Source organism: Micromonospora noduli, from assembly GCF_003264365.1.
Classification (GTDB): domain Bacteria; phylum Actinomycetota; class Actinomycetes; order Mycobacteriales; family Micromonosporaceae; genus Micromonospora; species Micromonospora noduli.
Genome location: NZ_PYAK01000004.1, coordinates 1 through 25,704, shown reverse-complemented (window position 1 = coordinate 25,704; position 25,704 = coordinate 1). Strand labels below are relative to the sequence as shown.

The following is a 25,704-nucleotide window of genomic DNA, read 5'->3' as shown; positions in this document are numbered from 1 at the left end:
CTCTTGCGGGTCGGCATCCACTGCTGCCACGATGGCCGTCAATGCCTTCCGTCCCGAAGGAGTGGTCCTCATGGCGGTCTCCCGCCGCAGGTTCGTCACATCGGTGCTGGCCGGGTCCGCCCTCGCCACCGCCTCCACCACCGAGCTGCTCACCACCCTGTCCAGCCCCGCGCACGCCGCCAGTCCCCCCGGGGACGTGGTCGGCAAAGTGACGGTCGGCTACCAGGGCTGGTTCAGCGCCCCCGGCGACGGGGCGCCGATCGGCGGATGGTGGCACTGGGGCCGCGACCGGTTCCAGCCGCCCTCACCCGCCAACACCACAATCGTGTCCTGGCCGGACATGCGCGAGTACACGCGCACCTATCCCACCGCGTACCCCAACCTGGGCAACGGCCAGCCGGCCACCCTCTTCTCCTCGTACGACCAGCAGACGGTGGACACCCACTTCCGCTGGATGCAGGAGAACGGCTGCGACACCGCCGCGCTGCAACGGTTCAACCCGATGGGCGACGAGGGCCCCACCCGCGACGCGATGACGCAGAAGGTCCGCTCCGCGGCCGAGCGGTACAACCGCAAGTTCTACATCATGTACGACGTCACCGACTGGCTGACCTTCCAATCGGAGATCAAGACCGACTGGACGACGAAGATGGCCGCGCACACCGCGTCGTCCGCGTACGCCCGGCAGAACCGCAAACCGGTCGTCTGCATCTGGGGATTCGGCTTCAGCGAGCCCAGCCGACCCTTCACCCCTGGGCCCTGCCTGGAGGTCATCAACTGGTTCAAGGCGCAGGGCTGCTACGTCATCGGTGGCGTGCCCACCTGGTGGCGGCAGGGCATCGAGGACTCCCGCCCCGGCTTCCTCGACGTCTACCACGCGTTCCACGCGATCTCGCCGTGGATGGTCTACCGGGCCAGGACCGTGGAAGAGCTGGACTCGTACTACAACAACGTCAACGTCGGCGACATGGCCGACTGCGCGGCGCGCGGCATCGACTACCTGCCCTGCGTGATGCCCGGCGACCTCGCCGGGGGGCACCGCAAGCACGGCGACTTCTACTGGCGGCACATCTACAACATGGTCCGACTCGGCTCCCAGGGCCTCTACGTGTCCATGTTCGACGAGTACAACGAGGGCAACCAGATCGCCAAGACGTCCGAGACCCAGGCCACCACCCCGGCCGGCGCGAACATCCGGGCCCTCGACGAGGACGGCGTGGCCTGTTCCTCCGACTACTACCTGCGGATCACGGCCGACGGCGGCCGGATGCTCAAGGGGCAACTCGCGCTCACCGCCGTACGCCCCACCCCGCCGATGGTCGGCACCCCGCCACCGGCCACCGGCAACCTGGCCGCCGGCCGGCCCACCTCAGCCAGCAGCCAGGGCGGCGGGTTCCCAGCGTCGAACGCTGTGGACTCGAACGCCGGCAGCTACTGGGAGAGCGGCGGCGGCGCCTTCCCGCACTGGTGGCAGGTCGACCTCGGCGCCAGCCACCAGGTCAACAAACTTGTGGTGCGGTTGCCCGCCGGCTGGGGCGCGCGCACCCAGACCATCACCGTGCAGGGCAGCGTCGACGGCAACTCCTTCGCCACCATCGCCGGGTCCTCCGCGTTCGCCTTCGACCCGGCCACCGGAAACACCGTCACCCGCACGCTGACGACCACCACGGCCCGCTACGTCCGCCTCAGCATCAGCGGCAACACCGGCTGGCCGGCCGCGCAACTCGCCCAGGTCGAGGTGTACGCCGGCAGCACCGTCCCGGACAACCCGCCGACCGCCCCGAGCGGCCTTACGGTAAGCGGTAAGACGTCGACGAGCGTGTCACTGGCGTGGACGGCCTCCACCGACGACACCGGGGTGACCGGCTACCAGGTACGCCAGGGCGGCAACGTCGTCGCCACAGTCACGGGCACCACGGCGACAGTTAGCGGGCTCAGCCCGTCGACCGCGTACACCTTCACCGTTGTGGCCCGCGACGCCGCCGGCAACACCTCGGGCGCGTCCTCGGCGGTCACCGTCACCACGGACGCCGCGGCCAACGCGGACCTGGCCCGGGGTCGATCCACGTCGGAGAGCAGCCACGTCCAGAGTTACGGGTCGGGCAACGTGGTGGACGGGGACGCGAACAGTTACTGGGAGAGCGCCAACAGCGCGTTCCCGCAGTGGGTCCAGGTTGATCTGGGGTCGTCGCGCACGGTTGGGCGGGTGGTCTTGAAGCTGCCGCCGTCGTCGGCGTGGGGCAGCCGGACGCAGACCCTCTCGGTGCAGGGCAGCACCGATGGGGGGAGCTTCGGGACGCTCGTTGGGTCGGCGGGACGGACCTTCAACCCGGCCACCGGTAACCAGGTGACCCTGACGTTCACCGCTGCCCAGGCGCGTTACGTGCGGATCACCGTCACTGGCAACACCGGCTGGCCGGCCGGGCAACTGTCGACGCTGGAGGTCTACGCCAGCTGACCGGGCATGGGCGGCCGCCGGACGCCGACCGGCGGCCGCCCATCTCATCGTCCGTGCGTCTACTCCACCCTACGCGCCGACTTCGCTAGCCCTCACCGCTTGGACCTGCCTGGGAGTCATAGGGATGGCAGGGGAGCCGGCTGGCAGGTTGATTGGCGTGGAGTTGCCTGTGTGGCAGCCTGGCTGAGTGACCAATGGTGACAGCGAGACCACGGGTTGGGATTTCTTCGTCTCGTACACGCAGGCCGATCGGTCGTGGGCGGAGTGGATCGCGTGGCTGTTGGAGGAAGACGGCCACCAAGTGTTGGTTCAAGCCTGGGATTTCGTGCCGGGTACTCACTGGATCCAGGGCATGCAGGATGGGACACAGCACGCTGAGCGAACGATTGCGGTGTTGTCGCCGGAGTATCTGAAGTCTGTGTATGGCGGTGCAGAGTGGCAGGCTGCTTGGGCGGCCGATCCCGCCGGTCGTCTCCGCAAGCTGCTCACTGTGCGGGTGAATGACTGCGAGCGACCGGGTCTGTTGGCCAACGTGGTGGGTGTCGACATATTTGGCGTGCCTGAGGCGAAGGCGAAGGCCCGGGTCCGGTCGATGGTGGCACGAGCGCTTATGGGGCGGGCCAAACCATCCAGTCCGCCTCCCTTCCCGGAGGGCCGGGCGATGCCGCGAGAGACGAGGTTTCCTGGGGCTCTGCCGACGGTATGGAACGTGCCCGCCCGCAACCCGCACTTCACGGGACGGGATCGGGACCTGAAGGCGTTGGCAGAGGGGTTGACGGCGGGCTTGCCGCTCACCGTGCATTCGATACGTGGGCTCGGAGGAGTCGGTAAGACGCAGCTCGCGGTCGAGTATGCGAACCGGCACATGAGTGCCTACGACCTGGTGTGGTGGGTGGCGGCCGAGAAACCCACGTTGATTCCGGACCAGTTCGCGCGGCTGGCACAGCGATTGGGTGTGGAGGCGGACGTCGATCCAGAAACGCTGCGGGTGACGGTGCATGAGGCGTTGCGGGAGGTACCCGGATGGCTGCTCGTGTTTGACAATGCCGACGCTGTCGACCAGGTGCGCCCGTGGTTGCCAGCGGTTCCGCTCCCGCCGGGGATCCCCGGCCATGTCCTCGTGACTACCCGCCGGGGCGGGTTCTCGGCCATAGGGCGGGTGCATGACCTGGACGTGGTGGAATCTGGCGAGGCGGTGGACTTGATGCGAGCACGGGTGCCTGCTCTCCCTGAGGCCGTGGCAGTGCAGATCGCCGAACAGTTGGGTCGGTTGCCGTTGGCGTTGGAGCAGGCCGCCGCCTATCTCGATCGCACCCAAATGCCGCCCACCGAGTATCTGCATTTGCTGCGTACGAGGGGCCAGGAGTTATACAGCCGCGGCCAGTCCGCGTATCGGCAGGAAACGATAGCCACAGTGTGGGAACTGAGTCTCGAACGTCTGATGGCGGACAGCCCGTCCTCTGTTCAGTTGCTTGATGTCTGTGCTTACTTGGCACCTGAGCCGATACCGTTGGACTTGTTCACTACTCACCACGATTGGCTGCCGGAGCCGTTGGCGGTAACCGCACGGGATCCCCTGGGTTTCAGCGACGCCGTGGCTGCGGTGGTGGACTATTCGTTGGCAAGGCGCACGGAATCAGGGTTGCAGCTGCATCGCCTAGTGCAGGCCGCGTTAAGGCACCGGCACGGTAAAATCGTCTCCGGCACGGTAAAATCGTCTCCGGCACCTCCTGAATGACCAGCTGAGGGGAAGCCGGTGATGGATTCGTTGGCTGTGGCGTTGGGTTTGTTGCGGGCCGCCGCGCCCGGTGATGATGTGCTGCGGTCTCCTGAGGGATGGCCTAGGTGGTCGGTTCTGTTGCCGCATGTTCTGACGGCCACTGGTCATGTGCCTGATGATGGCGGCGAAAATTCTGCGGTGGCTCAGGATTGCAGTTATCTGCTGGATCGCGCTGGGACGTTCCTTCAGGCACACGGGCGATACGTCGAGGCCACGCCGCTGCTTGAGCGGGCGTTGGCCATCAAGGAGGCGGTGCACGGGCCGGACCACCCTGACGTCGCGACCGGGCTGAACAATCTCGCCATGGTCCTGCAGGATGTGGGGGATGCGGCGGCGGCTCGGCCGTTGCTTGAGCGGGCGTTGGTCATCGCTGAGGCGGTGTACGGGCCGGATCACCCTGACGTCGCGACCGGGCTGAGCAATCTTGCGACGGTCCTGCGCGACTTGGGGGATGCGGCGGCGGCTCGGTCGTTGCTTGAGCGAGCGTTGGTCATCGCTGAGGCGGTGCACGGACGAGACCACCCTGACGTCGCGATCCGGCTGAGCAATCTCGCCATGGTCCTGCGGGCTTCGGGGGACGCGGCGGCAGCTCGGCCGCTGGTTGAGCGGGCGTTGGCCATCGCTGAGGCGATGCACGGGCCGGACCATCCTGTCGTTGCGACCCGGCTGAACAATCTTGCGACGGTCCTGCGCGACTTGGGGGATGCGGCGGCGGCTCGGTCGTTGCTTGAGCGGGCGTTGGTCATTGCTGAGGCGGTGTACGGGCCGGATCACCCTGTCGTTGCGATCCGGCTGAGCAATCTTGCGACGGTCCTGCGCGACTTGGGGGATGCGGCGGCGGCTCGGTCGTTGCTTGAGCGGGCGTTGGTCATTGCTGAGGCGGTGTACGGGCCGGATCACCCTGACGTCGCGACCGGGCTGAACAATCTCGCTATGGTCCTGCAGGATGTGGGGGATGCGGCGGCGGCTCGGCCGTTGCTTGAGCGGGCGTTGGTCAGTGCTGAGGCGGCGTGCGGGCCGGATCACCCCGTCGTTGCGACTGTGCTGAACAATCTTGCGACGGTCCTGCGCTACTTAGGGGATACGGCGGCGGCTCGGCCGTTGCTTGAGCGGGCGTTGGTCATCGCTGAGGCGGTGCAGGGACGAGACCACCCTGACGTCGCAACCGGGCTGAACAATCTCGCCACGGTTCTGCAGGATGTGGGGGATACGGCGGCGGCTCGGCCGTTGCTTGAGCGGGCAGCGGCCATTGCTGAGGTGGTGCACGGGCCGGATCACCCTGTCGTTGCGACCGTGCTGAACAATCTCGCCGTGCTCCTGCGGGAGGTGGGGGATACAGCGGCGGCTCGGCCATTGCTTGAGCGGGTGGTGGTGATCGACGAGGCGGCGTCGGGCCTCGCGCAATCGTATTCAGAGGAGACCGTTACATGAGCCAGGCCGATGCTGCCACCCTTGCTTACTGGGGTGAACACCGCGAGCAGTTACGGCAATCGGAGAACCAGCGTGCGGTCCTCACCAACTACCTGCTTGCCATCACGGCTGCGCTGAGCGGCCTCATCGCGCAACAGAAGTTCGCCGCCACAACTTTGCCGCTGTCGATTCTGATCACGCTGTCGGGAGTGTTCGGCGCCCTAGCGGCAGCGAAATACCACGAGCGTGCCGAATATCATCTCCAGCAAGCTCGGGCCTTGACCCAAGCACTGAAAGAGGACGGCTCGTTGGCGCGCGGCGACGATCTTATACGGCAATTCCGGGAAGCTCACTACGAAAAGCACCCTCGCCTACATCGAGTGCGCTTACACCACCTGTGGACCGGACTTCATTGCGGAATAGCAGCCTACGGAGTTGCATTGATCATTGCAACACTCCTGTGAGCGTCGGATTCATGCCTTGGCAGCCAGGTGGCGGACGGGTGGGTTGATCAAGGATGCTGGTGATGGATCCCTTGGCAGTGGCCTTGGGTTTGTTGCGGGCCGCCGCGCCCGGTGATGATGTGCTGCAGTCCCCTGAGGGATGGCCTAGGTGGTCGGTTCTGTTGCCGCATGTTCTGACGGCCACTGGTCATGTGCCTGATGATGGCGGCGAAAATTCTGCGGTGGCTCAGGATTGCAGTTATCTACTGGATCGCGCTGGGACGTTCCTTCAGGCACACGGGCGATACGCCGAGGCCACGCCGCTGCTTGAGCGGGCGTTGGTCATCCATGAGGTGGTGCACGGGCCGGACCACCCTGACGTCGCGACCGGGCTGAACAATCTCGCCCTGGTTCTGCGAAACTTGGGGGATGCGGCTGGGGCTCGCCTGCTGCTTGAGCGGGCCTTGGCCATCGACGAGATGGTGTACGGACGGGACCACCCTGCCGTCGCTATCGGGCTGAGCAATCTCGCCCTGGTCCTGCAGGATTTGGGGGACACGGCAACGGCTCGACAGCTGGCTGAGCGGGCCTTGGCCATTAGTGAGGCGGCGTACGGGCCGGACCACCCAGCCGTCGCGATCCGGCTAAACAACCTCGCCCTGATACTCCAGGACTTGGGGGACCCGGCGGCCGCTCGACCGCTGCTTGAGCGGGCCTTGGCCATCGACGAGACGGTGCGCGGGCCGGACCATCCTGCCGTCGCGACCGGGCTGAACAATCTCGCCCTGGTCCTGCGAAACTTGGGGGATGCGGCTGAAGCTCGCCTGCTGCTTGAGCGGGCCTTGGCCATCGACGAGACGGTGTACGGGCCGGACCATCCTGCCGTCGCGACCGAGCTGAACAATCTCGCCACGGTCCTGCACGCGTTGGGGGACATGACGGCGGCTCGACCGTTGGCTGAGCGAGCCTTGGCCATTAGTGAGGCGGCGTACCGGCCGGATCACCCTGATGTCGCGATCCGGCTGAGAAATCTCGCCCTGATCCTGCGGGATTTGGGGGACGCAGCGGCGGCTCGACCGCTGCTTGAGCGGGCCTTGGCCATCGACGAGGCGGTGCACGGACCGAACTCAGAAGGGAGCAGTTTGCCAGATCCGCATTCGTAAGCCGTAACAGGCGTCTGGGCCCGGTGAGCGACCGACGAGTTGACCGGTGCGCCTGAATTTGTTCACGCAGTCTGCGACCGAGGCTCTGCTTAGTGTTCTGCTCCATCAACGGATGGCGGTGGGAGGACCGAGCCGCCAGCAAGGTACAGCGGAGCGTGTAGGTCACGGACGCTCATCGCTGACTGAACTCGTGGGGCGACGTTCTCGGGAAGACGCTGCTCGGCCTCTCGGGGCGAGAAGAAGGCGACGTCCTCCAACTCCTGTCTCGGGAGATCGAGACCATCGAGGTTGGCGATGGACCCGCAGTCGAACGTGAAGCTGACAATCGCGCGTGGCCGCTGCCCGGCGGGCGGTGCCCAGTCCACTACGAGAAGGTCACCTACCACCACAGAGATCCCCAACTCCTCTCGGATCTCCCGGGCGCAGGCGGCGTGTGGATATTCGCCCTCGTCGACGTAACCGCCCGGGAAGGCCCAGTGGTCGCGGTACGTGGGCTTGACGAGCAGCACGTTGCCGGCCGGGTCGGTGATGAAGGCCGCGGCGGCGGCGTAGAAGGAAGCCAGGTTGGCGTACCACGTGGCGGGCTCCGTCCAGGTCACCTCGGTGACGCTAGCGGACGGGTCCAGGTGGGGCTCTCGCGCTACGCGGCTGTCGGCAGGGTCGCGAGGCCGTGCAGGACCTCGTTGACCGGGGGCGACGCCTGCTGAGGGCTGAGCGTTGCCGTCAGTTCACGGACGCGCTGTTGAACACGCGCCGAATGGATGCCTGAAGCGTGCTGTGCCAACTTCCAACCCCATTCGCAGGCCGCGTCGGTGTCCCCAGCGCGTGCATGAGTCACGGCGACGAGAGCGGTGTGCAGGGCGCGTGTCCTGGTGTTCTCGCTGGCGAGGTTGAGAGCGTCGGTCGCGTGGTCAAGGGCCTGCGAATACAGATGTAGGTCGCCGAGGCACCTTAATGCGGCTCCAGCGAGGTGGGCTGGGCTGAAGTAGGTGACCCAGCGTGGGCCGGGAACTGCGCCTGTGCGATCGAGAGCACGCTCGGCTCTGGCGAGCGCGAGCTGGCAGGCACGTCGCTCGCCTGACTGCCCGTGCGCGGTGGCGGCGGTGGCGTGCAGCCGAGCGAGCACGGCGGCGGGCGCACGCCCTGCCCCGTCGATGGCCGCTTCGGCGAGCCGGGCCGCGTCCCTGGAGTGGCCCAGGTGCACGGCCTGGGTAGCGAGGTTGGCCAGCAGGTGAGCACCGTACAGGCGGTCATCGGCGGCCTTGGCGAGCCGCAAGGCGACGGTCACGTGTTGTTGGGCGGCGGCATGGTCGCCCGCGTCATACGACATGAAGGCGAGTTGCCCGCACAGTGTCGCTGCTGCGCGCATGAGGTCGCGTCCCACGGCTTCGGTGTAGGTGCCGTGCAGCATGGGTGTGACCTGGCGTATGAGGAAGTCGGCCATGACGGAACGGGTGCGCGGAGAACCGCTGCCGTGGCGTCGGTCGAGGTCGGTGAAGTGGTCCGCCAGCGCGTACAGCGACTGAATGTCGGTGGGGGTGATTTGCTGCCGGCCGCTCCTGCTGACGGTCACGTCGCTCGGGTCATACCGCCAACCGAGTGCCGCCTGTAGGGCTTTGCCGCTGTCGAACGGCCCGCTGACCTGTGAGTTGAGGTGCTTGGCGAGCCTCGTCCAGATCTGCTCGGCGGTATCGATCGCGCCGTCGATGGACGCGGGATAGGCGCACGTTCCGACGCTGTCGGGTGCGCCGAAGCCCAGCTCCGTGACGGCGACGGAGCGACCGAGCTTGCGGGCTAGGGTCTCGGCCATGGCGGCCTGGACGTGCTCGCCTGGCCGGCGGCCGCGTAACCACCAGTAGACGCTGGCGGCGTCGTATCGCCAGGCGCCCTGGTCGCGGCCGGCGTGATTGAGCTGGCGAGCGAAGGCCGCGTGAGCGTTGCCGTAGCCGGCGGCAAGCAGCAGCCCTTCGAACGCTGCGTTCGTCACCGGTCGCGCCATGGTTCCGCCTCCAGGTATCAGCCAACTACAACTAGTGACGAGCCTATGGGTTGATGCGGTCCTATGGGGACCTGCGCAACCCCGCGCAACCCACGTCCTGACCAGCGCAATCGCACGCATTGCTTGCCATCTGGTCCGTCGATCGGCAACCGGCTTCGGTGATTGCAGGAGTCCTGGGTGCCGGCGATGTCCTAGCGTCGCGCGCCGACTGACGGAGGTGGGGGAATGCAAGGCGACGAGCCGACGAGCAGGGCCGAGCAGTGCGAGGCGGCCGAGCGAGAGGCTGCCAAGCAGCGCCTCCTAGCGCAGGCGGAGGCGGAGCGCGTACCTGTGGAGGACACGGCCCGTGCGGTCCCGGACCGGCGGTGGCGGCGTGACCAACGATGACCTCCCGATCGGCCGCCGGGTGGCCCGCTGGCGGGTGCGGCGGTCGATGACGCAGCAGATGCTCGCCGACCGGCTGCGCAGGTCGAAGAGTTGGGTGGACAAGGTGGAGCGGGGCGTGCGCGCCCTGGACCGGTACTCGGTGATCCAGGAGTTGGCCCATGTCCTGCGGGTCGACCCGGAGGTGCTGCTCGGCCAGCAGCCCAGCACCCCGGCGGGCACGCCGGACGGGGTGGACGACATCCGGGCCGCTCTCGCCCGCTACGACACCTCTCAAGCCCGGCAGGAGACGGACGAGCTGAGAAGGCAGGTCGGGTACGCCTGGCTGAGCTACCAGCACGCGCACTACGGGCAGTTGGTGCGAGTCCTGCCGGGTCTGCTCGACACTGCCCAGGGCGCGCGGTCGGCGGAGCTGCTGGTGCAGGCGTACCGGATCACCTCATCGCTGCTGGTGAAGCTCGGCGAGGCCGACCTCGGCTGGCTGGCCGCCGACCGGGCGATGTCCGCCGCCGGCGACGACCCGATCCTGGCGGCATCGGCAGCCATCTCGGTAGGCCAAGCGCTCCGCGCGCAAGACCGAGACCATTTGGCCCTGTCCGCGCTGCTCCCCGCCGCCAACCGCGTCCTTCCACCCTCATCCGATGCCGGTGATCAAGAGGTTAGCGGGACTCTTGGAGATCAAACTGCCCCCAAACCTCTTGATCACCGAGGCCAAGGCGGTCGCGAAAGCCAGGGCGACCGCCGGGAGTGGGCGGTTGGTGGGACGCTGCTGCTTCAGGCCGCTCTCGCCGCCGCCGGCTGCGGCGAGCACCGCCAAGCCGACGAGCTGACCGAACGGGCCGCGGGGATCGCCGCCAGCCTCCGGGGGTACGACGATCCGCACCGCATCAGTTTCGGCGCAACCGTTGTCGAGGTAACCCGGGTGCTCGTGGCGGCGCAACGGGGTGATGCCGACGAGGCGCTACGACGGCATTCGACCGTCATGCGGCGGGAGGGGTGGCGGCGATTGCCGGCCGAGTATCGGGGTGCGTACCTGGTGGACGTCGCTCGGGCGTACCTCCAGGTGGGTGACCTGCGCGGGGCTGCTCGCGCGCTGGTCGACGCGGACAGCGTCGCGCCGGCTGAGGTTCGGTGCCGGCCGTTGGCGCGTACCGTGATCGCCGACGTTGCCCGCGCGCAGCCGGCGCAGGCTGGCGTAGCGCGACTGGCCACGGTGGTCGGCCTCACCCACTGACGGACGAGCGACGCGCTCCAACCAGAAACCCGCAACGAGGTGCCAGCGACTGATCCCGGCAGGGTCAGTGCTCCCAGAGGTCCTCGGTGCGGAAGTACCTGGCGGTGAACGCCTCTTCCAGGGAGCCGGTGTCCGTCTCGTCTGTCCACCAACCCGGCCAGACGTCGACACCGGAGGGCGCGCTGATGGCCGTCAGGAGGGTGGAGCACCGGTGGCAGCGCCGAGGCGCCGAGTCCCGGAACCGCCCGCCGCAGTCGCACCGCCGTAGCCGCGCCTCAATTGCCGCCATCAGCGTGGGGTAACTCTTGTCCCGGGAAGGGAGCGCGTCCGCGATGGTCCTGAAGGTGCTGTCGTAGTAACTGATGTCCACGCGCATCGGGCAGCTGTCGCAGTAGAGGAAATAGCAGTCCAGCAGCGGCGAGTGGTCGAGGCGGTAGAGGCATTCGTGGCACTCCGGACAGGTAACTTCCTCGCCGTTCAGCCAGTTGTCGTCGACTTCGTCCGGTTCACCCACCGGTTGATCATTTCATGGGTGTGACGCCGAGGAGCGGCGGCGATTCGCGTTTCGGCCCGGGTGGCATCGGCCCGCTGTGAGACTGGGCGAGTGCCGGCACGTAGTTGCATCGGAGCTGGCCGACTCGACTTGGCGAGGTGGGGGAAGATGTCCAACGACAGCGAGATTCGTCCCTTCCGGCTCGACACACCGGAGGACGTGATCGCCGACCTGCGTCGCCGGATCGCGGCTACCCGCTGGCCCACCCGCGAGTTGGTCACCGATCGCTCGCAGGGGGTGCAGCTGGCGACGATCCAGGAGTTGGCCCGCTACTGGATGAGCGATTACGACTGGCGTGCGTGCGAGACGACGCTGAATTCGCTGCCGCAGTACACGACGAACATCGACGGCGTCGAGATTCACTTCATCCACGTGCGGTCGCAGCATGAGGGCGCCCTGCCGCTGATCATGACGCACGGCTGGCCGGGCTCGGTCGTCGAGCTGCTCGGGGCCGTTGGCCCGCTGACCGACCCGACGGCGCACGGCGGCACGCCCGAGGACGCGTTCCACCTGGTGCTGCCGTCCTTGCCCGGCTACGGCTTCTCCGGCGAGCCGACCGAGCCTGGCTGGAATTCGGCGCGGATGGCGCAGGCGTGGGCGAAACTCATGGACCGCCTCGGGTATTCGCGCTACGTCGCACAGGGCGGGGACGTCGGCGCGGCCGTCACGGACGCCATGGGGCGTCAAGCACCCGAGGGGCTGCTCGGCATCCACGTCAACCTGCTCGCCGGGGCGGTCGGCATCAAGGACAAGTTGCCGGCAAACTCCGAGCAGGAACGCGCCGCGCTCGAAGCGCTCAAGCTGTTCTCGATGGACGGTTTCGGCTACTTCCTGGAGCAGTCCACCCGGCCGCAGACGATCGGCTATTCGCTGCTGGACTCGCCTGTCGGGATGGCGGCCTGGATGCTCGACCACGACACGGACAGCTACTACAAGATCTCCCGCGCTTTCCTCGACGGTGATCCGGCCGGCGGTCTCACCCGGGACAGCATCCTCGACAACATCACGCTGTACTGGTTGACGGGCACCGGTGCTTCGTCCGCCCGGTGGTACTGGGAGCAGGGGCGGTTTCAGGCAGCGGCCCAGGCGGCCGGTCAGGCACCGCCGCCGGTCACGGTGCCGGTCGGCTTCACCACGTTCCCTGGCGAGCTTTGGCCCGCTCCGCGTAGCTGGGCCGAGGCGGTCTACCCCGGCATCGCGTACTTCAACGAGGCCGACCGCGGTGGGCACTTCGCGGCGTGGGAGGAGCCGGAACTCTTCTCCGCCGAGGTGCGGGCCGCGTTCCGGCCGCTGCGCAGCACCTGACGGCCTCACCCGCTGACGGACGAGCGCCGGCGCACGTCGTCTGCCGGGTGGATGGTGCGCACCGGGTCGGGCACCGGCCCTCGGGGCTGCCACTCGCGGGGGTAGCCGAGGGAGACCTCCTCGAAACGCACCCCGTCGTGGAACGTGGTGCGGGGGATGTGCAGGTGTCCGTAGACCACTGTGGCCGCGTCGAAGCGCAGGTGCCAGTCGCTGGTGCGGACGGTGCCGCACCACTGGGCGAAGAGCGGGTACCGCAGGACGTCGGTGGGTTCCCGCACCAGCGGGTAGTGGTTGACCAGCACCGTCGGCAGGGCCCTGTCGCGTTCGGCCAGCCGGCGTTCGGTCTCGATGATCCGCGCGTCGCACCACGCCTCCCGACTCGGGTACGGGTCGGGGTGCAGCAGCGCCTCGTCAGTGCACACCACACCGGCCGCGTACGCCAGGGCCAGCGACTCCTCCTGGGTGCGTGCCTCGGGTACCCGGAACGTGTAGTCGTAGAGCACGAAGAGTGGGGCGATGGTGGCCGGGCCGCCGTCGCCGTCCCAGACCGGGTACGGATCCTCCGGGGTGAGCACCCCCAGCCGCCGGCACATCCGCACCAGCTCTTGGTAGCGCTCCTCGCCGCGCAACGTGACCGGGTCGCGCGGCGGCGTCCACAGCTCGTGGTTGCCGGGCGCCCAGATGACCCGCGCGAACCGACTGCTCAGTAACCCGAGCGCCCACTCGACGTCGGCGAACCGGTCGGCGACGTCGCCGGCGACGAGCAGCCAGTCGCCGTCGTTGTCCGGGCGCAGTTCCTGCACGAACGCGCGGTTCTGCGGGTGCCCGACGTGCAGGTCGCTGACGGCCCGCAGCCGGGGCGGAAGTTTCACCCCCCGAGGTTAGGACGGCACGGGCGCGTCACGGAACCTCTGCGGCCTGCCGTTCGGGCCGATCTGACGGTCGCATATCCGGCGACCCGACGGGAAAGCGCGGGGCGTCCGACAGCCCGAAACCGGAGCAGGAGACAAACATGCCTTTCATTACCGTGGGAACGGAAAACTCCGCGCCCATCGACCTGTACTACGAGGATCACGGTTCCGGTAAGCCGGTGGTGCTGATCCACGGCTTCCCGTTCAACGGCGCGACCTGGGAGAAGGAGACACGGGCGCTACAGAACGCCGGATACCGGACGATCACCTACGATCGCCGCGGTAACGGTAACTCCGCCCAGCCGGCCTTCGGGTACGACTACAACACGTTCGCGGCGGACCTGGACGTGTTGATGACCGAGCTGGACCTGAACGAGGTGACCCTGATCGGTCACTCGATGGGCACAGGCGAGGTGGTCCGCTACCTGGGCAACTACGGCTCGCAACGGGTCAGCAGGGCCGTGCTGCTCAGCCCGCTGCAACCCATGCTGGCCAAGGCGAGCGACAACCCGGAGGGCGTCGACCGGAGCCTGTTCAAGGGCTTCCAGGACGCCATCATCAAGGACCGGTTCGCCTACCTGACGTCCTTCTGCGACGCGTTCTTCAACCCGGACCAGAACATGGGCAAGCGGGTCAGCGAAGAGGCGTACCGCGCGCACTGGCAGATCGGCGCGATGGCCTCCGGTAAGGCCACCCACGACAGTGTGGACGCCTGGCAGGAAGACTTCCGTCCGGACCTGCCGAAGATCGACATCCCGGTGTTGATCGTGCAGGGTGACCAGGACCGGGTGCTGCCCTATCCGGTGACCGGTCAGCGGCTCGGGCCGATGATGCCGACCGGCACGCTCATCACGCTCAAGGGCGCGCCGCACGGTATCCCGTGGACCCACGCCGACGAGGTCAACAAGGCGGTCCTGGACTTCATGAAGCAGCCGGCCAAGGCTCGCGCCTGACCCGTACCGGTAGCCGATCGGACGCCCGCGCCGTAAGGCGCCGCGACACCCGGCCCACGGTTCGCACCGGGGCCGGGTGTCGTCGTCGGTCAGGGCCTGCGGGCCACCACCGCGCCGTTGGCACCCGGCGCGTCGAACGGCACGATACGCACGTCCACGAAGCCGGCGTCGGTGAGCCACGCCGCGTACTCGGCGCCCGAGTAGTTCCGGCCACCCTCGGTCTCGACCAGCATGTTCATCCCCATCAGGGCCGCCTCCGGCGGTCCGGTGCGTTCGTCGTTGAGCAGCAGTTCGCAGACGACGATCGCCCCGCCGGGTGGCAACGCCGCGTGGCACCGGGCCAGCAATGCACGGTTCGTCGGCTCGTCCCAGTCGTGCAGGATCATGCTGAGCAGGATGACGTCGTGCCCGTCCGGCAGCGCCGGGTCGGCGAGGAAGTCACCGCCCACCGCGTCGATCCGCCCGGTCAGGCCGGCCTCCGCGATCCGCTCCCGCGCCCGCACGCAGACGTGCGGCAGGTCCAGGACCGTCGCCCGCAGCTCGGGCAGGCGTCGGCAGAACTCGATCGGGAACGCGCCCGCCCCGCCGCCCACGTCGAGCAGCCGGCGGTGCGCGGAGAAGTCGTACGCGTCGGCCAACGCGCTGGCGGTGAAGCTGGACGTGGAGAACATCGCGTCCCAGAACTGCGCCAGCATCTGCGGGTCGGCGGTGTCGAACATCGACTGTTGGGCCTCCGGGTCCCAGGTCAACGGCCGATCCGTGCGTAGAGCCTCGCCGATGCGGTGCCAGGGCAGGTAGGTGCGCAGGTCCGAGTAGCGGACCTGCGCCCCGAAGTAGTACGGGCGGCCCTCGACCAGGAACTGCTCGGCCAACTCGGAGTTGCGGTAACCGTCGCCGGCCTTCTCCAGCAGGCCGAGCGACGCACTGGCGGCCAGCAACAGGTCCGCAGGCCGGTCGGGCAGCCCGAACTCGGCGGCGGCCTGCTCGACGGTCATCGTCCGCCCGCCGGCGAGCCGGGTGAACAGACCAAGTTCGACGCCGGCCGCGAGGGTCTTGAACCCCCACACACCGGCCACCAGACGCATGAGGGGAGTCGGGGTGATCACCACGACATGAGACCACACATCACACGTTTCCACGATGGATGGTCACGCCCGGATCAGCGTCACCAACCCTGCGGCCACCAGCACCCCGGCCCAGAGTCGATCCACGTTGAACCAGGCCCGACGCAGCACACCGACCCCGAACACCTGGTAGACCAGCAGCGCCACCGCCAGGGCGACGCCGAGCATGGCCACTGTGTGCACTCCGGCCGCCGCGAGGCCGGACAGCGCACCGACCGGCGCGGCGGCCAGGTGCCCGGGGTGACCCCCGGGCACCGGCTCGGCCACCAGCACCGGCAACAGCATCAGCCCCGCGCCGTGCGCCGACGACATCAGGAACGACCAGGCGGCGAGCTGCGCCGCGGACAGCCGCATTCCCGCCCAACGGAAGTGCCGCTCGGAAAGCAGCCGCCACAGCCCGAAGGCCACGAGCACCACACCGCCGACCACGGCGAGGGCACTGCTCGCCGTCACCGACCGGGTCGCGGCGACCAACGCGGCGACGATGGCCACCGAGGCGAGATGCCCGGCGGCGATCGGCGGCAGGGCGCGCAGCAACGCCAGCCGGCTGCGCTCCTGGAGGCCCCGGGCCACCGCGAACAACCAACCCATCGCCGGGTTCAGACCATGGAACGCGCCGAGCGCGGCGAGCGTCGCCACTGTGGTGACGGTCACGGATAGCAGTACGAGTCGGAGGAGGCGTCCCCGCCCTGCAACCGGGTCTGGTGCACCCGCAGGCCCCGGAACTCCTCCCCGTGCGGGAAGAACCGCTCATCCGGGGTGAGCCCGCCGGCGTCCACGTCGACGTCGAGCTTGGCCAGCCAGGCGCCCACCCCGTCGGGGTAGAACTGGTCGTCCCACGCGCCGTAGAGCGAATTGCTGACGTAGACCCGTCGGCCGTCCCGGCTGACCTCCACCATCTGCGGGCCACCGGCCAACGCCTCGTCCGGCGCGGACGGGTGCGCGGTCCGGCGGACGATCCCGCCGAGGTGCACCGAACCCGTCTGCACCGGGTGCAGCGGATCGCTGACGTCGTACTGGCGCAGCTCCCCAGTGCCCCAGCAGGAGACGTAGAGGAACCTGTCGTCGACCGACAGGTCGATGTCGGTCACCAGCGGCGGCACCGCCCCGAACGGCTTGAGCAGGTCGGGCAGGTTCGCCGGGTCGGCCGGCTCGGCCGGGATGTCGATGACCTTGGTGACCGCCCAGGCGTCCCCGTCGCGGTGCCAGAGCCAGATCGACGCGGACAGGTCCTCGACGCTGATCACCACCCCGACGAACCCGTACGACTTCGTCGGGTCGTGCGCCGGGCGCAGCTCCAGCGGCATCTGGTACTGGTCGCCGAGATCGACCCGTTGAACGTGCCGGCGTTTCGCCAGGTCCCAGAAGTGGATGGCGTGCCCGTAGCGTCGGCCCAGCAGCAACTCACCGATGATGCCGTCCTCGATCATCGACGGGGTGCCCCACTCGCTGGTGACCAGCACGTCCTGGGTCAGGTGCCACCACACGTCGTACGCCAGGAACTGCGGCCCCCGGTCGGCCTCCCACGCCCCGCGGACCTCGAACGTGGTGTGGTCGAGGATGGCGATGCCACCCGGGCCCTCCGCACCGTCCGCGCCGCCGAGAGCCGAGAGGTAGATGCCGTCCGGACCACAGTGCACCGTGTGCGGCCGCGAGTAACCGGCCCGCTTCGCCAGCTCCTCCGCCCCGATCACCTTGACGATCTGCGGCTGGCGCGGATCGGGCTGGGTGTCGAGCACGTGGATGCGCGACGACCGCAGGCCGGGCACGATCAGGTAGCGGCGCTCGACATGCGGGTGCGGGGCGGTCGGGCAGAGCGCGCTGCTGCACGCGTTCCAGCCAAAGTGGTGCAGCTCGTCACCGACGTACGGCAGGTCGGTCCAGCCGACGACCCGGCCGTAGTCGGAGGAGTCGGGGTCGGTGTCCAGCACCACGATGGCGTCCGGACGGGTGGCCGTGCGGTCGAAGGCTGCCACGTAGGCGAGCTTCTCCGCCGGTGCGGTCACCGCCTCGCGGGGCGAGGGGTAGAACGTGGGGTCGGGGGTCCAGCGGGTCATCACAGCTCCGCTCGTCAGGTGGTGGGAACGCCGAGTCGGTCGAGCAGGTGGCGGCGCAGCGCGCCGAAGGCCGGGTCGTCCGGCGTACGGGTGGGGCCGAGGTCGACGGGCAGCTCCGCGGCGATGCGGCAGTCGTCGAGGAGCAGGATCCGGTCGGCGAGCAGCAGCGCCTCCTCCACGTCGTGGGTGACCAGCAGGGCGGCGAAGCCGTGCTCGGCGCGCAGCCGGCGCAGCAGGATCTGCATCCGCAGTCGGGTCAGCGCGTCCAGGGCCCCGAACGGCTCGTCGAGCAGCAGCAGGTCCGGTTCGCGGACCAGGGCCCGCGCCACTGCCACCCGCTGCGCCTGCCCACCGGACAGCTCGGCCGGCCAGGCGCGATCCCGCTCGGCGAGACCGACCTCGGCCAGCGCCCGCCGGATCCGTCCCGGGCCATCGGCGCCGGACAGCCCGAGCCCCACGTTCTCCGCCACGCGTTTCCATGGCAGCAACCGGTGCTCCTGGAAGACCACCGCAGCGGTGCCGCGCACGACGCTCGTCCCGCTGGCCTCGCCGTCCAACCCGGCGAGAATCCGCAGCAGCGTGCTCTTGCCGGAACCGCTGCCGCCCAGCAGGGCCACCACCTCACCGCGGGCGATGGTCAGGTCGACCCCGGCCAGCACGACCGTCGGCCCGAACGCCCGGCGCACCGCGTGGGCGGTGAGCACCGGCTCGGCGCCGTTCAGGTGGCCCGCAGTCCGCGACGCCATGTCAACATCCTCCTCTCCAGGACGCGCAGCGCACTGTCGGAAATCAGCCCGAGCAGGGCGTAGACGAGCAGGCCGAGCACCACCACGTCGGTCTGGCTGAACTCCCGCGCCTCCATCATCAGAAAGCCGATCCCGGTCTGGGCGTTGACCTGTTCCCCGACGACCAGGCTGAGCCAGGCCGCCCCGATCGCCAGCCGCAGGCCGAGGAAGAGTGACGGCAGCGCGCCGGGCAGCACCACGTGCCGCAGTCGGGCGGCCTGACCCAGACCACAGGTACGGGCCGCCTCCACCAGCCGCTCGTCGATGTCCCGAATGCCGGCGTAGGTGTTGAAGTAGATGGGGAAGAACGCGCCCAGAGCCACCAGACTGATCTTGAGCGATTCACCAATGCCGACCCAGATGATCAGCAACGGGACCAGCCCGAGGTGCGGCAGCATCCGGGCCATCTGCACCGGCGGGTCGACCAGGTCGTCACCGAGCCGCAACAGCCCGGCCACGGTGCCCAGCACCAGGGCCAGGAGACCGCCGATCAGCAGGCCCGCCCCGGCCCGGGTGAGGGAGTCCAGCAGGTGGATGCCGAGTGTCCCGTCCCGGCTCAGCCGCGCGCCGGTGGCCAGGACGTCGCTGGGCGCGGGCAGCTTCTCTGCCGCCAGCAGCCCGGTCCGTGCGGCCAGCTCCCACCCCAGGACCAGCGCCACCGGGCTCACCACCCGCCGCCAGCGCCGGGCCGGCCGCTGACGAAGGGGTACGACCGGCACCGCCGCTGTGACCTCGTCGGGCGCCTCGACGAGCGTCGTACGACTCACTTGAACACCTCGTTGAACCGGCCGTCGATCCGGGATCGCAGGTCGACCGGCCCCGGGATGAGTTCCAGTGCGATGAAGCTGTCGGTGATCGCCTGAAGTTCGTCGCCGATGGCCGGGGTGACCGGGGCGAGGGGCTTGGCGCTGCGGGCCAGGGCGCGGCTGGTGACGTCCTGCGGGATCTTCAGCTCCGGCGCGAGGGTGCTGGCTCGCTCCTCGGGATGGGCGATGCCCCAGTCGGTCACCTCGCGGTAGCGCTGGAGGAACGCCCGGATCTCGTCCGACCGCTTGTCCACCGCCCGGGGCGTGGCCAGGACGTACTCGCGGTTGCTGGCCAGGCCGGTCGCGTCGGCGAGCACCTGGACCCCCGGTTGCTCGGCCAGGGCGAAGTACGGGTCCCAGATCACCCACGCGTCGATCTGGCCGCCGTCGAACGCGGGTCGCCCCTCGGCGGGCCTGAGGTACTTGACCTGGATGTCCTTCAACGTCATGTTGTTGGCCTCCAGCAGCCGCACCAGCAGCCAGTGCACGTTGGACCCCTTGTTGAGGGCCACCGTCTTGCCCTTGAGGTCGGCGAAGCTGCGGTAGCCCCGGTCGGCCTTGACCAGCACGGCCTCACCCTGCGGAATCGGCGCCGAGGTGCCGATGACGGAGAACCGGATCTTCCCGGCGGCGGCGAAGACGGGCGGCGCCTCGCCGACCTGTCCGATGTCGATGGAGCCGGCCTTGAGCGCCTCGGTGAGCGCGGGGCCACTCTCGAACAGCGACCACTCCACATCCGGTGCGGCGCCGCGCGCCTTGACCAGGCTCAACCCGCCGAAGCGCTGGTAGCCGATCCGGAGCTTGTCCTTGGTGCCGACCGCATCGGCGGACCCGCCGCACGCGCTCACCGCGACCGTGGCGAGCAGCGCCACGGTGGTGAGCACGGCCGTCAGGAGGCGGCGTTGCGGGGGACGGCTCGTCGACGGGGTGGGCATGGCGGCTCCTCGGGTCGGGGCAGGCGGACAGCAGCGCATCGACAGGTGTCGGCGTCGGCGGTAGCCTACTAACCCGATAGGTTTTATGGGTAGGCTGTCGGCGGGATCGTCCCACCCCTCAGGAGGTGCCCGCCTCGCCGCGTGCGCCGACCGCCCCCGCTGGAGGAAAGAGCCCCGATGACCCTCACCTTCCACTGGTTCCTGCCCACCAACGGCGACAGCCGGGACATCGTCGGCGGCGGCCACGGCGTACCGACAGGCGCCGCCGGAGGCGCCCGCCCGGCCAGCGTCGCGTACCTCGGGCAGATCGCCCGCAGCGCCGAGCAACTCGGCTTCGTCGGCGCGCTCACCCCGACCGGCGCCTGGTGCGAGGACGCCTGGCTCAGCACCGCGATGCTCGCCGAGGTGACCGAGCGACTCAAGTTCCTGGTCGCCTTCCGGCCCGGGCTGCTGGCCCCCACACTCGCCGCCCAGATGGCCTCGACCTTCCAGCGGCTGTCCCGGGGCCGGCTTCTGCTCAACGTGGTCACCGGCGGTGAGTCGCAGGAGCAGCGGGCCTACGGCGACTTCCTGGACAAGGACGCCCGATACGCGCGGGCCGACGAGTTCCTGCACGTGGTGCGTGCGCTGTGGCGCGGCGAGACCGTCGACCACGACGGCACCCACGTCCGCGTCGAACAGGCACGGCTGCACCGACTGCCCGACCCGGTGCCGCCGGTCTACTTCGGTGGCTCCTCCGCCGCCGCCCTCCCGGTGGCGGTACGGCACAGCGACGTCTACCTCACCTGGGGCGAGCCGCCGGCCCTGGTCGCCGACAAACTGGAGCGGGTCCGGGCGCTGGCCGCCCGCGCCGGACGGCAGCTGCGCTTCGGCATCCGGCTGCACGTCATCGTGCGCGACACCGCCGAGCAGGCCTGGGCGCAGGCCCAGCGTCTGCTCGACGGAGTCTCCGAGGCCGACATCCGGGCCGTGCAGGAGGGGCTACGCCGCAGCGAGTCCGAAGGGCAGCGCCGCATGCTCGACCTCAACGGTGGCTCCCGCGACGGCCTGGAGGTCGCCCCCAACCTGTGGGCGGGGGTCGGGCTGGTCCGTGGTGGGGCCGGCACCGCGCTGGTGGGCAGCCACGCCGAGGTCGCCGACCGGATCGCGGAATACCACGCGCTCGGCATCGACGAGTTCATCCTCTCCGGCTATCCGCACCTGGAGGAGGCGTACTGGTTCGGTGAGGGCGTGCTGCCGATCCTGCGCGACCGAGGGCTGTGGCGGCACCCCGACGGCCAGCCGGGGACCGCGAACCACGTCGACGTCCCGTTCGCCGGCGTGCCAGCGCCGCAGCCCGCCGGAGTCGGCTGACCGGTCGACCCGCGGCAACCGGCGCCACGGCCGCCTACAGGTCCATCGCGTAGACCCGGACCTGGCGGCCCGTGTCCGGCTGCACGGTCTCGCGCTCCAGTGACATGCCCAGCTTGACCATCACCCGCGCGGACGCCTCGTTGCCGACGACGTGGATGCTGACCAGCCGCCGCAGGTCGAGCTCGGCACGAGTGTGGGCGACAACGGCCCGGGCCGCCTCGGTGGCCAGGCCCCGACCCCAGTACGCGCGGCCGAGCCGCCAGCCGATCTCCACGGCCGGCATGATCTCGGGCAGGAAGGTCGGCACCGCCAGTCCGGTGAAACCGGCCAGCTCGCCGGTCTCTCTGATCTCCACCGCGTACAGGCCGAAGCCGTGCTCGTCCCAGTGCCGCTGATAGGTGGCCAGACGCTCCGCGGTCGCGGCCCGGTCCAGGGTGCGGCCGTCATGGATGTAGCGCATCACCTCGGGCTGCGCGTTGACCGCGGCGAACCCGTCCAGATCATCGCTTCGCCAGCGGCGCAACAGCAGGCGCTCAGTCGTGAGGGACGTGGCATCAAAGGGGCTTGTCAGGTCAGGCACGTCCCCTTCGTAGCATTTCGGCGTCCACGGGGCGATGCGTTATCTCTACGTGGGTCGGCCGGCGAATCGCTGGCCGACCCGCCGCGCCGCGAGGCTCACCACAGTGCTGCCGGCCGCCATCCCGAGCAGCACCAGAATCCCCCCGACCACCCACAGCCCGCTGTCGTCGGTCGACGCCGCCCGCCACGACCAGGCCGCCGTGAACGCCACGGTCATCACCGGCGCCACCAGCCACGGGCTGAGCCGCGTTGCGGCGAGCGCGGCCAGCACCACGAGCGTCAGCACACAACCGATCACCTGCCACGGCTCGTACGGGCCGCTGCTCGCGCCCGTCTGCGCGTCGACCGTGTACTCGGTGTCCCAGCCCAACCAGAGGATCCACACCCCGACCGTGGCCGCCGCCAGGAACAGAACACCGAGCAGTGCGCGGGTACCCCTCGTCGCCGTCATCCGGCGATCATCCCCTGCCTGCCGCTCAACGGGAACACGGGCCGGCACCCGGCCGCCGACCGGCGTGATCCCCAATGGACTGTTGCCTCGGTCGGTGGCGATCCTCTACGGTCTGCTCAGCGGTGGGCGGTGCGGTCCGCATCCGACCCGACACCGCCGGTTGCCCGTCGTGCGGGCCGGGATGGTGGAGTCTCGGGTCGCCCCGTCGGCGGTGACCCGGCGGTCGTGTGACTCCCAGCTCGTCCCCTCGGGTCCTGGTGCCCGGGTGGCTCCGCGTGGAGCCGACGGCGAGCCGGGGCACGCCGACCCACCGGGAGAGCCCCGTGTTCCTCAGCCCCCACGAGCAGGACCGCCTACTCGTCCACGTCGCGGCCGATGTCGCCCGCGCCCGCCGCGAACGCGGCCTGCGCCTCAACTACCCCGAAGCCGTCGCGGTGCTCACCGCGTTCCTCCTCGAAGGAGCCCGCGACGGCCGGTCGGTGGTCGACCTGATGTCCGCCGGCCGGACGGTGCTCGGTCGTGACGACGTCCAGGACGGCATCCCCGAGCTGCTGAGGGAGGTGCAGGTGGAGGCAACGTTCCCGGACGGCACCAAGCTCGTGACGGTGCACCACCCGATCCCGTGATCCCCGGGGAGATCCTGCCGGCAGCCGACCCGGTCGAGATAAACGTGGGCCGTCCGGTGACCACAGTGCTCGTGGTCAACACCGCCGACCGCCCGGTCCAGGTCGGCTCGCACTACCACTTCGCCGAAGCCAACCCGGCGCTGTCGTTCGACCGGGGCGCGGCCTGGGGGCAACGACTCGCCGTTCCGGCCGGCACCTCCGTCCGGTTCGAGCCAGGCATCAACCGCAGCGTCGACCTCGTACCACTTGGCGGCGCACGCGTCGTGCCGGGCCTGCGCGGAGAGTGCGCGGGACCGTTGGACCCGCCGCCGCACGCGGTCACTGCCGACGGGGCGCCGCGGTGAGCGCCGTGCGGCGGGACCGCTACATCGACCTGTACGGGCCGACGACCGGTGACCGGATCCGACTGGCCGACACCAACCTGCTGATCGAGGTGGAGACCGACCACTGCGTGGGCGGCGACGAGGCGGTCTTCGGCGGCGGGAAGGTGATCCGCGAGTCGATGGGGCAGTCCCGTGCTACCCGCGCCGAGGGGGCACTGGACACCGTCATCACCGGCGCGGTGGTGCTCGACCACTGGGGCGTGGTCAAGGCCGACGTGGGGCTGCGCGACGGGCGCATCGTGGCGCTCGGCCGGGCCGGCAACCCGGACACCATGCCCGGTGTCCACCCCGACCTGGTCATCGGCCCGTCGACCGAGGTGATCGCCGGCAACGGGCGGATCCTCACCGCCGGCGCGGTCGACACCCACGTGCACTTCATCTGCCCGCAGATCGTCACCGAGGCACTGGCCAGTGGCATCACCACAATGGTCGGCGGTGGCACCGGCCCGGCTGAGGGGACCCGCGCGACCACTGTCACCCCGAATGCCTGGCACCTGGCCCGGATGCACGAGGCGCTGGACACCATGCCGGTCAACGTGCTGCTGCTCGGCAAGGGCAACACCGTGTCCAGCGAGGCGCTGTGGGAACAGCTCCGGGCCGGTGCGGGCGGCTTCAAGCTGCACGAGGACTGGGGCACCACACCGGCGGCGATCGACGCCTGCCTGCGGGTGGCGGACGCGTCCGGTGTCCAGGTGTCGATCCACACGGACACCCTCAACGAGGCCGGGTTCGTCGCCGACACCCTGCGGGCGATCGGTGGACGGGCGATCCACTCGTACCACACCGAGGGAGCCGGTGGCGGGCACGCACCGGACATCATCACCGTCGCCAGCGAACCGAACGTGCTGCCGTCGTCGACCAACCCGACCCGGCCGTACACCGCCAACACCCTGGCCGAACACCTGGACATGTTGATGGTCTGCCACCACCTCAACCCGTCCGTGCCGGAGGACCTGGCCTTCGCCGAGAGCCGGATCCGACCGTCCACGATGGCCGCCGAGGACCTGCTGCACGACCTCGGCGCGATTTCGATCATCGGCTCCGACGCGCAGGCGATGGGCCGGGTCGGCGAGGTGATCATGCGGACCTGGCAGAGCGCCCACGTGATGAAGGACCGGGTCGGCGCGCTGCCCGGCGACGGGCCCGCCGACAACCACCGGGCCCGACGGTACGTGGCGAAATACACCATCTGCGCGGCGATGGCCAACGGGCTGGAACGGGAGATCGGCTCGGTCGAGCCGGGCAAACTCGCCGACCTGGTGCTCTGGGACCCGGCGTTCTTCGGCGTCCGGCCGCACCTGGTCCTCAAGGGCGGCATGATCGCGTACGCCCAGATGGGCGACGCCAACGCCTCGATCCCGACACCGCAGCCGATGCTGCCGAGGCCGATGTTCGGGGCGTACGGCGCGGCGGCGGCCGCCACCAGCCTGGCTTTCGTGGCCCCGGCGGCCCTCGACGCCGGGCTCCGACTGGACGTGCGTCGCCGGGTGGTGCCGGTGAGCGACGTACGGTCGCGGGGCAAGGCCGATCTGCCGGAGAACAACGCGATGCCGCGTATCGAGGTGGACCCGGACACCTTCACGGTGCGGATCGACGGGCAGGTGGTGGAGCCGGACCCGGTGACCCGGCTGCCGATGGCCCAGCGGTACTTCCTGTTCTGATGGCGACGCCGAGCCTGCTGTTGTTGTTGGCCGACGGACGCTTCCCGGCCGGGGCCCACGCGCACTCCGGTGGTCTGGAGGCGGCCGTCGCCGCCGGCCGGGTCACCGACCTGGCCTCGTTGGAGGCGTTCCTGGCCGGCCGGTTGGCCACCGCCGGGCTGGTCGGCGCGGCGTTCGCGGCGGCCGCACACCGGGTGGCGATGCCCGAGACGGTCGGCTCGGCGCACCCGGCCCGGTCCGCCCGGCCATCGGAGGCGCCGGCCGGGTCTGCCGCTCGGCCGGACGCGCCGGCCGGGTCTGCCGCCCGGTCGGAGGCGCTGGCCCGGCTCGACGCGGAGCTGGACGCGCGTA

The 25,704-nt window shown here is 69.6% G+C and carries 24 protein-coding genes and 1 pseudogene; 13 read left to right on the top strand and 12 right to left on the bottom strand.

Annotated elements, in window-relative coordinates; all coding sequences use genetic code 11:
* The first annotated feature begins 70 nt into the window (after positions 1-70).
* From GUI43_RS04425 to GUI43_RS04405, 5 genes are all read left to right on the top strand, one after another.
* Positions 71-2,458, top strand: a complete 2,388-nt coding sequence (locus tag GUI43_RS04425; RefSeq protein ID WP_112698175.1) for a glycoside hydrolase family 99 protein — start codon at positions 71-73, stop codon at positions 2,456-2,458.
* Between the two features lie 187 nt (positions 2,459-2,645).
* Positions 2,646-4,196 carry an FxSxx-COOH system tetratricopeptide repeat protein gene (fxsT, locus tag GUI43_RS04420; protein ID WP_112698052.1) on the top strand — a complete coding sequence of 517 codons (1,551 nt, stop codon included), beginning with the start codon at positions 2,646-2,648 and terminating at the stop codon, positions 4,194-4,196.
* A 21-nt stretch (positions 4,197-4,217) separates the two neighbouring features.
* Entirely contained in the window at positions 4,218-5,669 is a 1,452-nt protein-coding gene (locus GUI43_RS04415; RefSeq protein ID WP_249037655.1) for a tetratricopeptide repeat protein, read from the top strand.
* A complete protein-coding gene (locus GUI43_RS04410; protein ID WP_112698050.1) occupies positions 5,666-6,112 on the top strand; it encodes a hypothetical protein in 447 nt (148 codons plus the stop codon). Before GUI43_RS04415 ends, GUI43_RS04410 begins: the two co-directional genes overlap by 4 nt.
* 53 nt (positions 6,113-6,165) lie before the next feature.
* Entirely contained in the window at positions 6,166-7,254 is a 1,089-nt protein-coding gene (locus GUI43_RS04405) for a tetratricopeptide repeat protein (RefSeq protein ID WP_112698049.1), read from the top strand.
* Positions 7,255-7,343: 89 nt separating this feature from the next.
* Here the strand turns inward: GUI43_RS04405 and GUI43_RS04400 are convergent, their stop codons facing one another.
* Positions 7,344-7,853: an NUDIX domain-containing protein gene (locus GUI43_RS04400; RefSeq protein WP_170158670.1), complete on the bottom strand. Its 510-nt coding sequence runs from the start codon at positions 7,851-7,853 to the stop codon at positions 7,344-7,346.
* A gap of 41 nt (positions 7,854-7,894) precedes the next feature.
* Positions 7,895-9,253: an NsdA family TPR-like regulatory protein gene (locus GUI43_RS04395; RefSeq protein WP_146765858.1), complete on the bottom strand. Its 1,359-nt coding sequence runs from the start codon at positions 9,251-9,253 to the stop codon at positions 7,895-7,897.
* Between the two features lie 373 nt (positions 9,254-9,626).
* Here GUI43_RS04395 and GUI43_RS04390 point away from each other — a divergent pair, with 373 nt between their 5' ends.
* On the top strand, positions 9,627-10,871 hold the full coding sequence (locus GUI43_RS04390; RefSeq protein WP_112698046.1) for a helix-turn-helix domain-containing protein: 1,245 nt from the start codon (positions 9,627-9,629) through the stop codon (positions 10,869-10,871).
* 64 nt (positions 10,872-10,935) lie between these two features.
* Here GUI43_RS04390 and GUI43_RS04385 read toward each other — a convergent pair whose 3' ends face one another.
* Entirely contained in the window at positions 10,936-11,385 is a 450-nt protein-coding gene (locus tag GUI43_RS04385) for a hypothetical protein (RefSeq protein ID WP_112698045.1), read from the bottom strand.
* Positions 11,386-11,532: 147 nt separating this feature from the next.
* Here GUI43_RS04385 and GUI43_RS04380 point away from each other — a divergent pair, with 147 nt between their 5' ends.
* Positions 11,533-12,729 carry an epoxide hydrolase family protein gene (locus GUI43_RS04380; protein WP_112698044.1) on the top strand — a complete coding sequence of 399 codons (1,197 nt, stop codon included), beginning with the start codon at positions 11,533-11,535 and terminating at the stop codon, positions 12,727-12,729.
* Between the two features lie 5 nt (positions 12,730-12,734).
* Here the strand turns inward: GUI43_RS04380 and GUI43_RS04375 are convergent, their stop codons facing one another.
* Complete coding sequence (locus tag GUI43_RS04375) at positions 12,735-13,601, bottom strand: metallophosphoesterase family protein (RefSeq protein WP_112605815.1); 867 nt, start codon at positions 13,599-13,601, stop codon at positions 12,735-12,737.
* A gap of 140 nt (positions 13,602-13,741) precedes the next feature.
* Here GUI43_RS04375 and GUI43_RS04370 point away from each other — a divergent pair, with 140 nt between their 5' ends.
* Positions 13,742-14,593 (top strand): alpha/beta fold hydrolase, encoded by an 852-nt coding sequence (locus GUI43_RS04370; RefSeq protein ID WP_112589582.1) that lies wholly within the window; start codon positions 13,742-13,744, stop codon positions 14,591-14,593.
* A gap of 89 nt (positions 14,594-14,682) precedes the next feature.
* Here the strand turns inward: GUI43_RS04370 and GUI43_RS04365 are convergent, their stop codons facing one another.
* The 6 genes from GUI43_RS04365 to GUI43_RS04340 are packed head-to-tail and all read right to left on the bottom strand — an operon-like array spanning position 14,683 to position 20,300.
* Positions 14,683-15,699 (bottom strand): methyltransferase, encoded by a 1,017-nt coding sequence (locus GUI43_RS04365; protein WP_112698174.1) that lies wholly within the window; start codon positions 15,697-15,699, stop codon positions 14,683-14,685.
* 42 nt (positions 15,700-15,741) lie between these two features.
* Positions 15,742-16,371 carry a hypothetical protein gene (locus GUI43_RS04360; RefSeq protein WP_112605818.1) on the bottom strand — a complete coding sequence of 210 codons (630 nt, stop codon included), beginning with the start codon at positions 16,369-16,371 and terminating at the stop codon, positions 15,742-15,744.
* On the bottom strand, positions 16,368-17,774 hold the full coding sequence (locus GUI43_RS04355; protein WP_112698043.1) for a selenium-binding family protein: 1,407 nt from the start codon (positions 17,772-17,774) through the stop codon (positions 16,368-16,370). The genes GUI43_RS04360 and GUI43_RS04355 overlap by 4 nt, the downstream gene beginning before the upstream one ends.
* Positions 17,775-17,788: 14 nt before the next feature.
* Complete coding sequence (locus GUI43_RS04350; RefSeq protein WP_112589588.1) at positions 17,789-18,520, bottom strand: ABC transporter ATP-binding protein; 732 nt, start codon at positions 18,518-18,520, stop codon at positions 17,789-17,791.
* Positions 18,493-19,326 (bottom strand): ABC transporter permease, encoded by an 834-nt coding sequence (locus tag GUI43_RS04345; protein ID WP_249037647.1) that lies wholly within the window; start codon positions 19,324-19,326, stop codon positions 18,493-18,495. Before GUI43_RS04345 ends, GUI43_RS04350 begins: the two co-directional genes overlap by 28 nt.
* On the bottom strand, positions 19,323-20,300 hold the full coding sequence (locus GUI43_RS04340; protein ID WP_112605824.1) for an aliphatic sulfonate ABC transporter substrate-binding protein: 978 nt from the start codon (positions 20,298-20,300) through the stop codon (positions 19,323-19,325). The genes GUI43_RS04345 and GUI43_RS04340 overlap by 4 nt, the downstream gene beginning before the upstream one ends.
* A 177-nt stretch (positions 20,301-20,477) precedes the next feature.
* On the opposite strand from GUI43_RS04340, the gene GUI43_RS04335 reads away from it, so the two are divergent.
* Positions 20,478-21,653 (top strand): LLM class flavin-dependent oxidoreductase, encoded by a 1,176-nt coding sequence (locus GUI43_RS04335; RefSeq protein ID WP_112698042.1) that lies wholly within the window; start codon positions 20,478-20,480, stop codon positions 21,651-21,653.
* Between the two features lie 34 nt (positions 21,654-21,687).
* Here GUI43_RS04335 and GUI43_RS04330 read toward each other — a convergent pair whose 3' ends face one another.
* Positions 21,688-22,233 carry a GNAT family N-acetyltransferase gene (locus GUI43_RS04330; RefSeq protein WP_112698041.1) on the bottom strand — a complete coding sequence of 182 codons (546 nt, stop codon included), beginning with the start codon at positions 22,231-22,233 and terminating at the stop codon, positions 21,688-21,690.
* Between the two features lie 45 nt (positions 22,234-22,278).
* Complete coding sequence (locus GUI43_RS04325; RefSeq protein WP_112698040.1) at positions 22,279-22,683, bottom strand: hypothetical protein; 405 nt, start codon at positions 22,681-22,683, stop codon at positions 22,279-22,281.
* 323 nt (positions 22,684-23,006) lie between these two features.
* On the opposite strand from GUI43_RS04325, the gene GUI43_RS04320 reads away from it, so the two are divergent.
* The 4 genes and pseudogenes from GUI43_RS04320 to GUI43_RS34450 form a co-directional block, all read left to right on the top strand.
* Entirely contained in the window at positions 23,007-23,309 is a 303-nt protein-coding gene (locus GUI43_RS04320) for an urease subunit gamma (RefSeq protein ID WP_112589601.1), read from the top strand.
* Positions 23,306-23,653, top strand: coding sequence for an urease subunit beta (locus GUI43_RS04315; protein ID WP_112698039.1), 348 nt, complete (start codon positions 23,306-23,308; stop codon positions 23,651-23,653). The genes GUI43_RS04320 and GUI43_RS04315 overlap by 4 nt, the downstream gene beginning before the upstream one ends.
* Positions 23,650-25,353: an urease subunit alpha gene (locus GUI43_RS04310; RefSeq protein ID WP_112589605.1), complete on the top strand. Its 1,704-nt coding sequence runs from the start codon at positions 23,650-23,652 to the stop codon at positions 25,351-25,353. The genes GUI43_RS04315 and GUI43_RS04310 overlap by 4 nt, the downstream gene beginning before the upstream one ends.
* Positions 25,353-25,704 (top strand): annotated as a pseudogene (locus GUI43_RS34450) (hypothetical protein); the annotation flags it as partial. The gene GUI43_RS04310 and the pseudogene GUI43_RS34450, both read left to right, overlap by 1 nt.

Excerpts from the sequence above, each read along its gene's own strand:
- GUI43_RS04355 (WP_112698043.1), bottom strand. The coding sequence starts at position 17,774 with ATGACCCGCTGGACCCCCGACCCCACGTTCTACCCCTCGCCCCGCGAG.
- GUI43_RS04380 (WP_112698044.1), top strand. The coding sequence starts at position 11,533 with ATGTCCAACGACAGCGAGATTCGTCCCTTCCGGCTCGACACACCGGAG.
- GUI43_RS04340 (WP_112605824.1), bottom strand. The coding sequence starts at position 20,300 with ATGCCCACCCCGTCGACGAGCCGTCCCCCGCAACGCCGCCTCCTGACG.
- GUI43_RS04425 (WP_112698175.1), top strand. The coding sequence starts at position 71 with ATGGCGGTCTCCCGCCGCAGGTTCGTCACATCGGTGCTGGCCGGGTCC.
- GUI43_RS04335 (WP_112698042.1), top strand. The coding sequence starts at position 20,478 with ATGACCCTCACCTTCCACTGGTTCCTGCCCACCAACGGCGACAGCCGG.
- GUI43_RS04405 (WP_112698049.1), top strand. The coding sequence starts at position 6,166 with ATGCTGGTGATGGATCCCTTGGCAGTGGCCTTGGGTTTGTTGCGGGCC.
- GUI43_RS04350 (WP_112589588.1), bottom strand. The coding sequence starts at position 18,520 with ATGGCGTCGCGGACTGCGGGCCACCTGAACGGCGCCGAGCCGGTGCTC.
- GUI43_RS04395 (WP_146765858.1), bottom strand. The coding sequence starts at position 9,253 with ATGGCGCGACCGGTGACGAACGCAGCGTTCGAAGGGCTGCTGCTTGCC.
- GUI43_RS04325 (WP_112698040.1), bottom strand. The coding sequence starts at position 22,683 with ATGACGGCGACGAGGGGTACCCGCGCACTGCTCGGTGTTCTGTTCCTG.
- GUI43_RS04370 (WP_112589582.1), top strand. The coding sequence starts at position 13,742 with ATGCCTTTCATTACCGTGGGAACGGAAAACTCCGCGCCCATCGACCTG.
- GUI43_RS04410 (WP_112698050.1), top strand. The coding sequence starts at position 5,666 with ATGAGCCAGGCCGATGCTGCCACCCTTGCTTACTGGGGTGAACACCGC.
- GUI43_RS04415 (WP_249037655.1), top strand. The coding sequence starts at position 4,218 with ATGGATTCGTTGGCTGTGGCGTTGGGTTTGTTGCGGGCCGCCGCGCCC.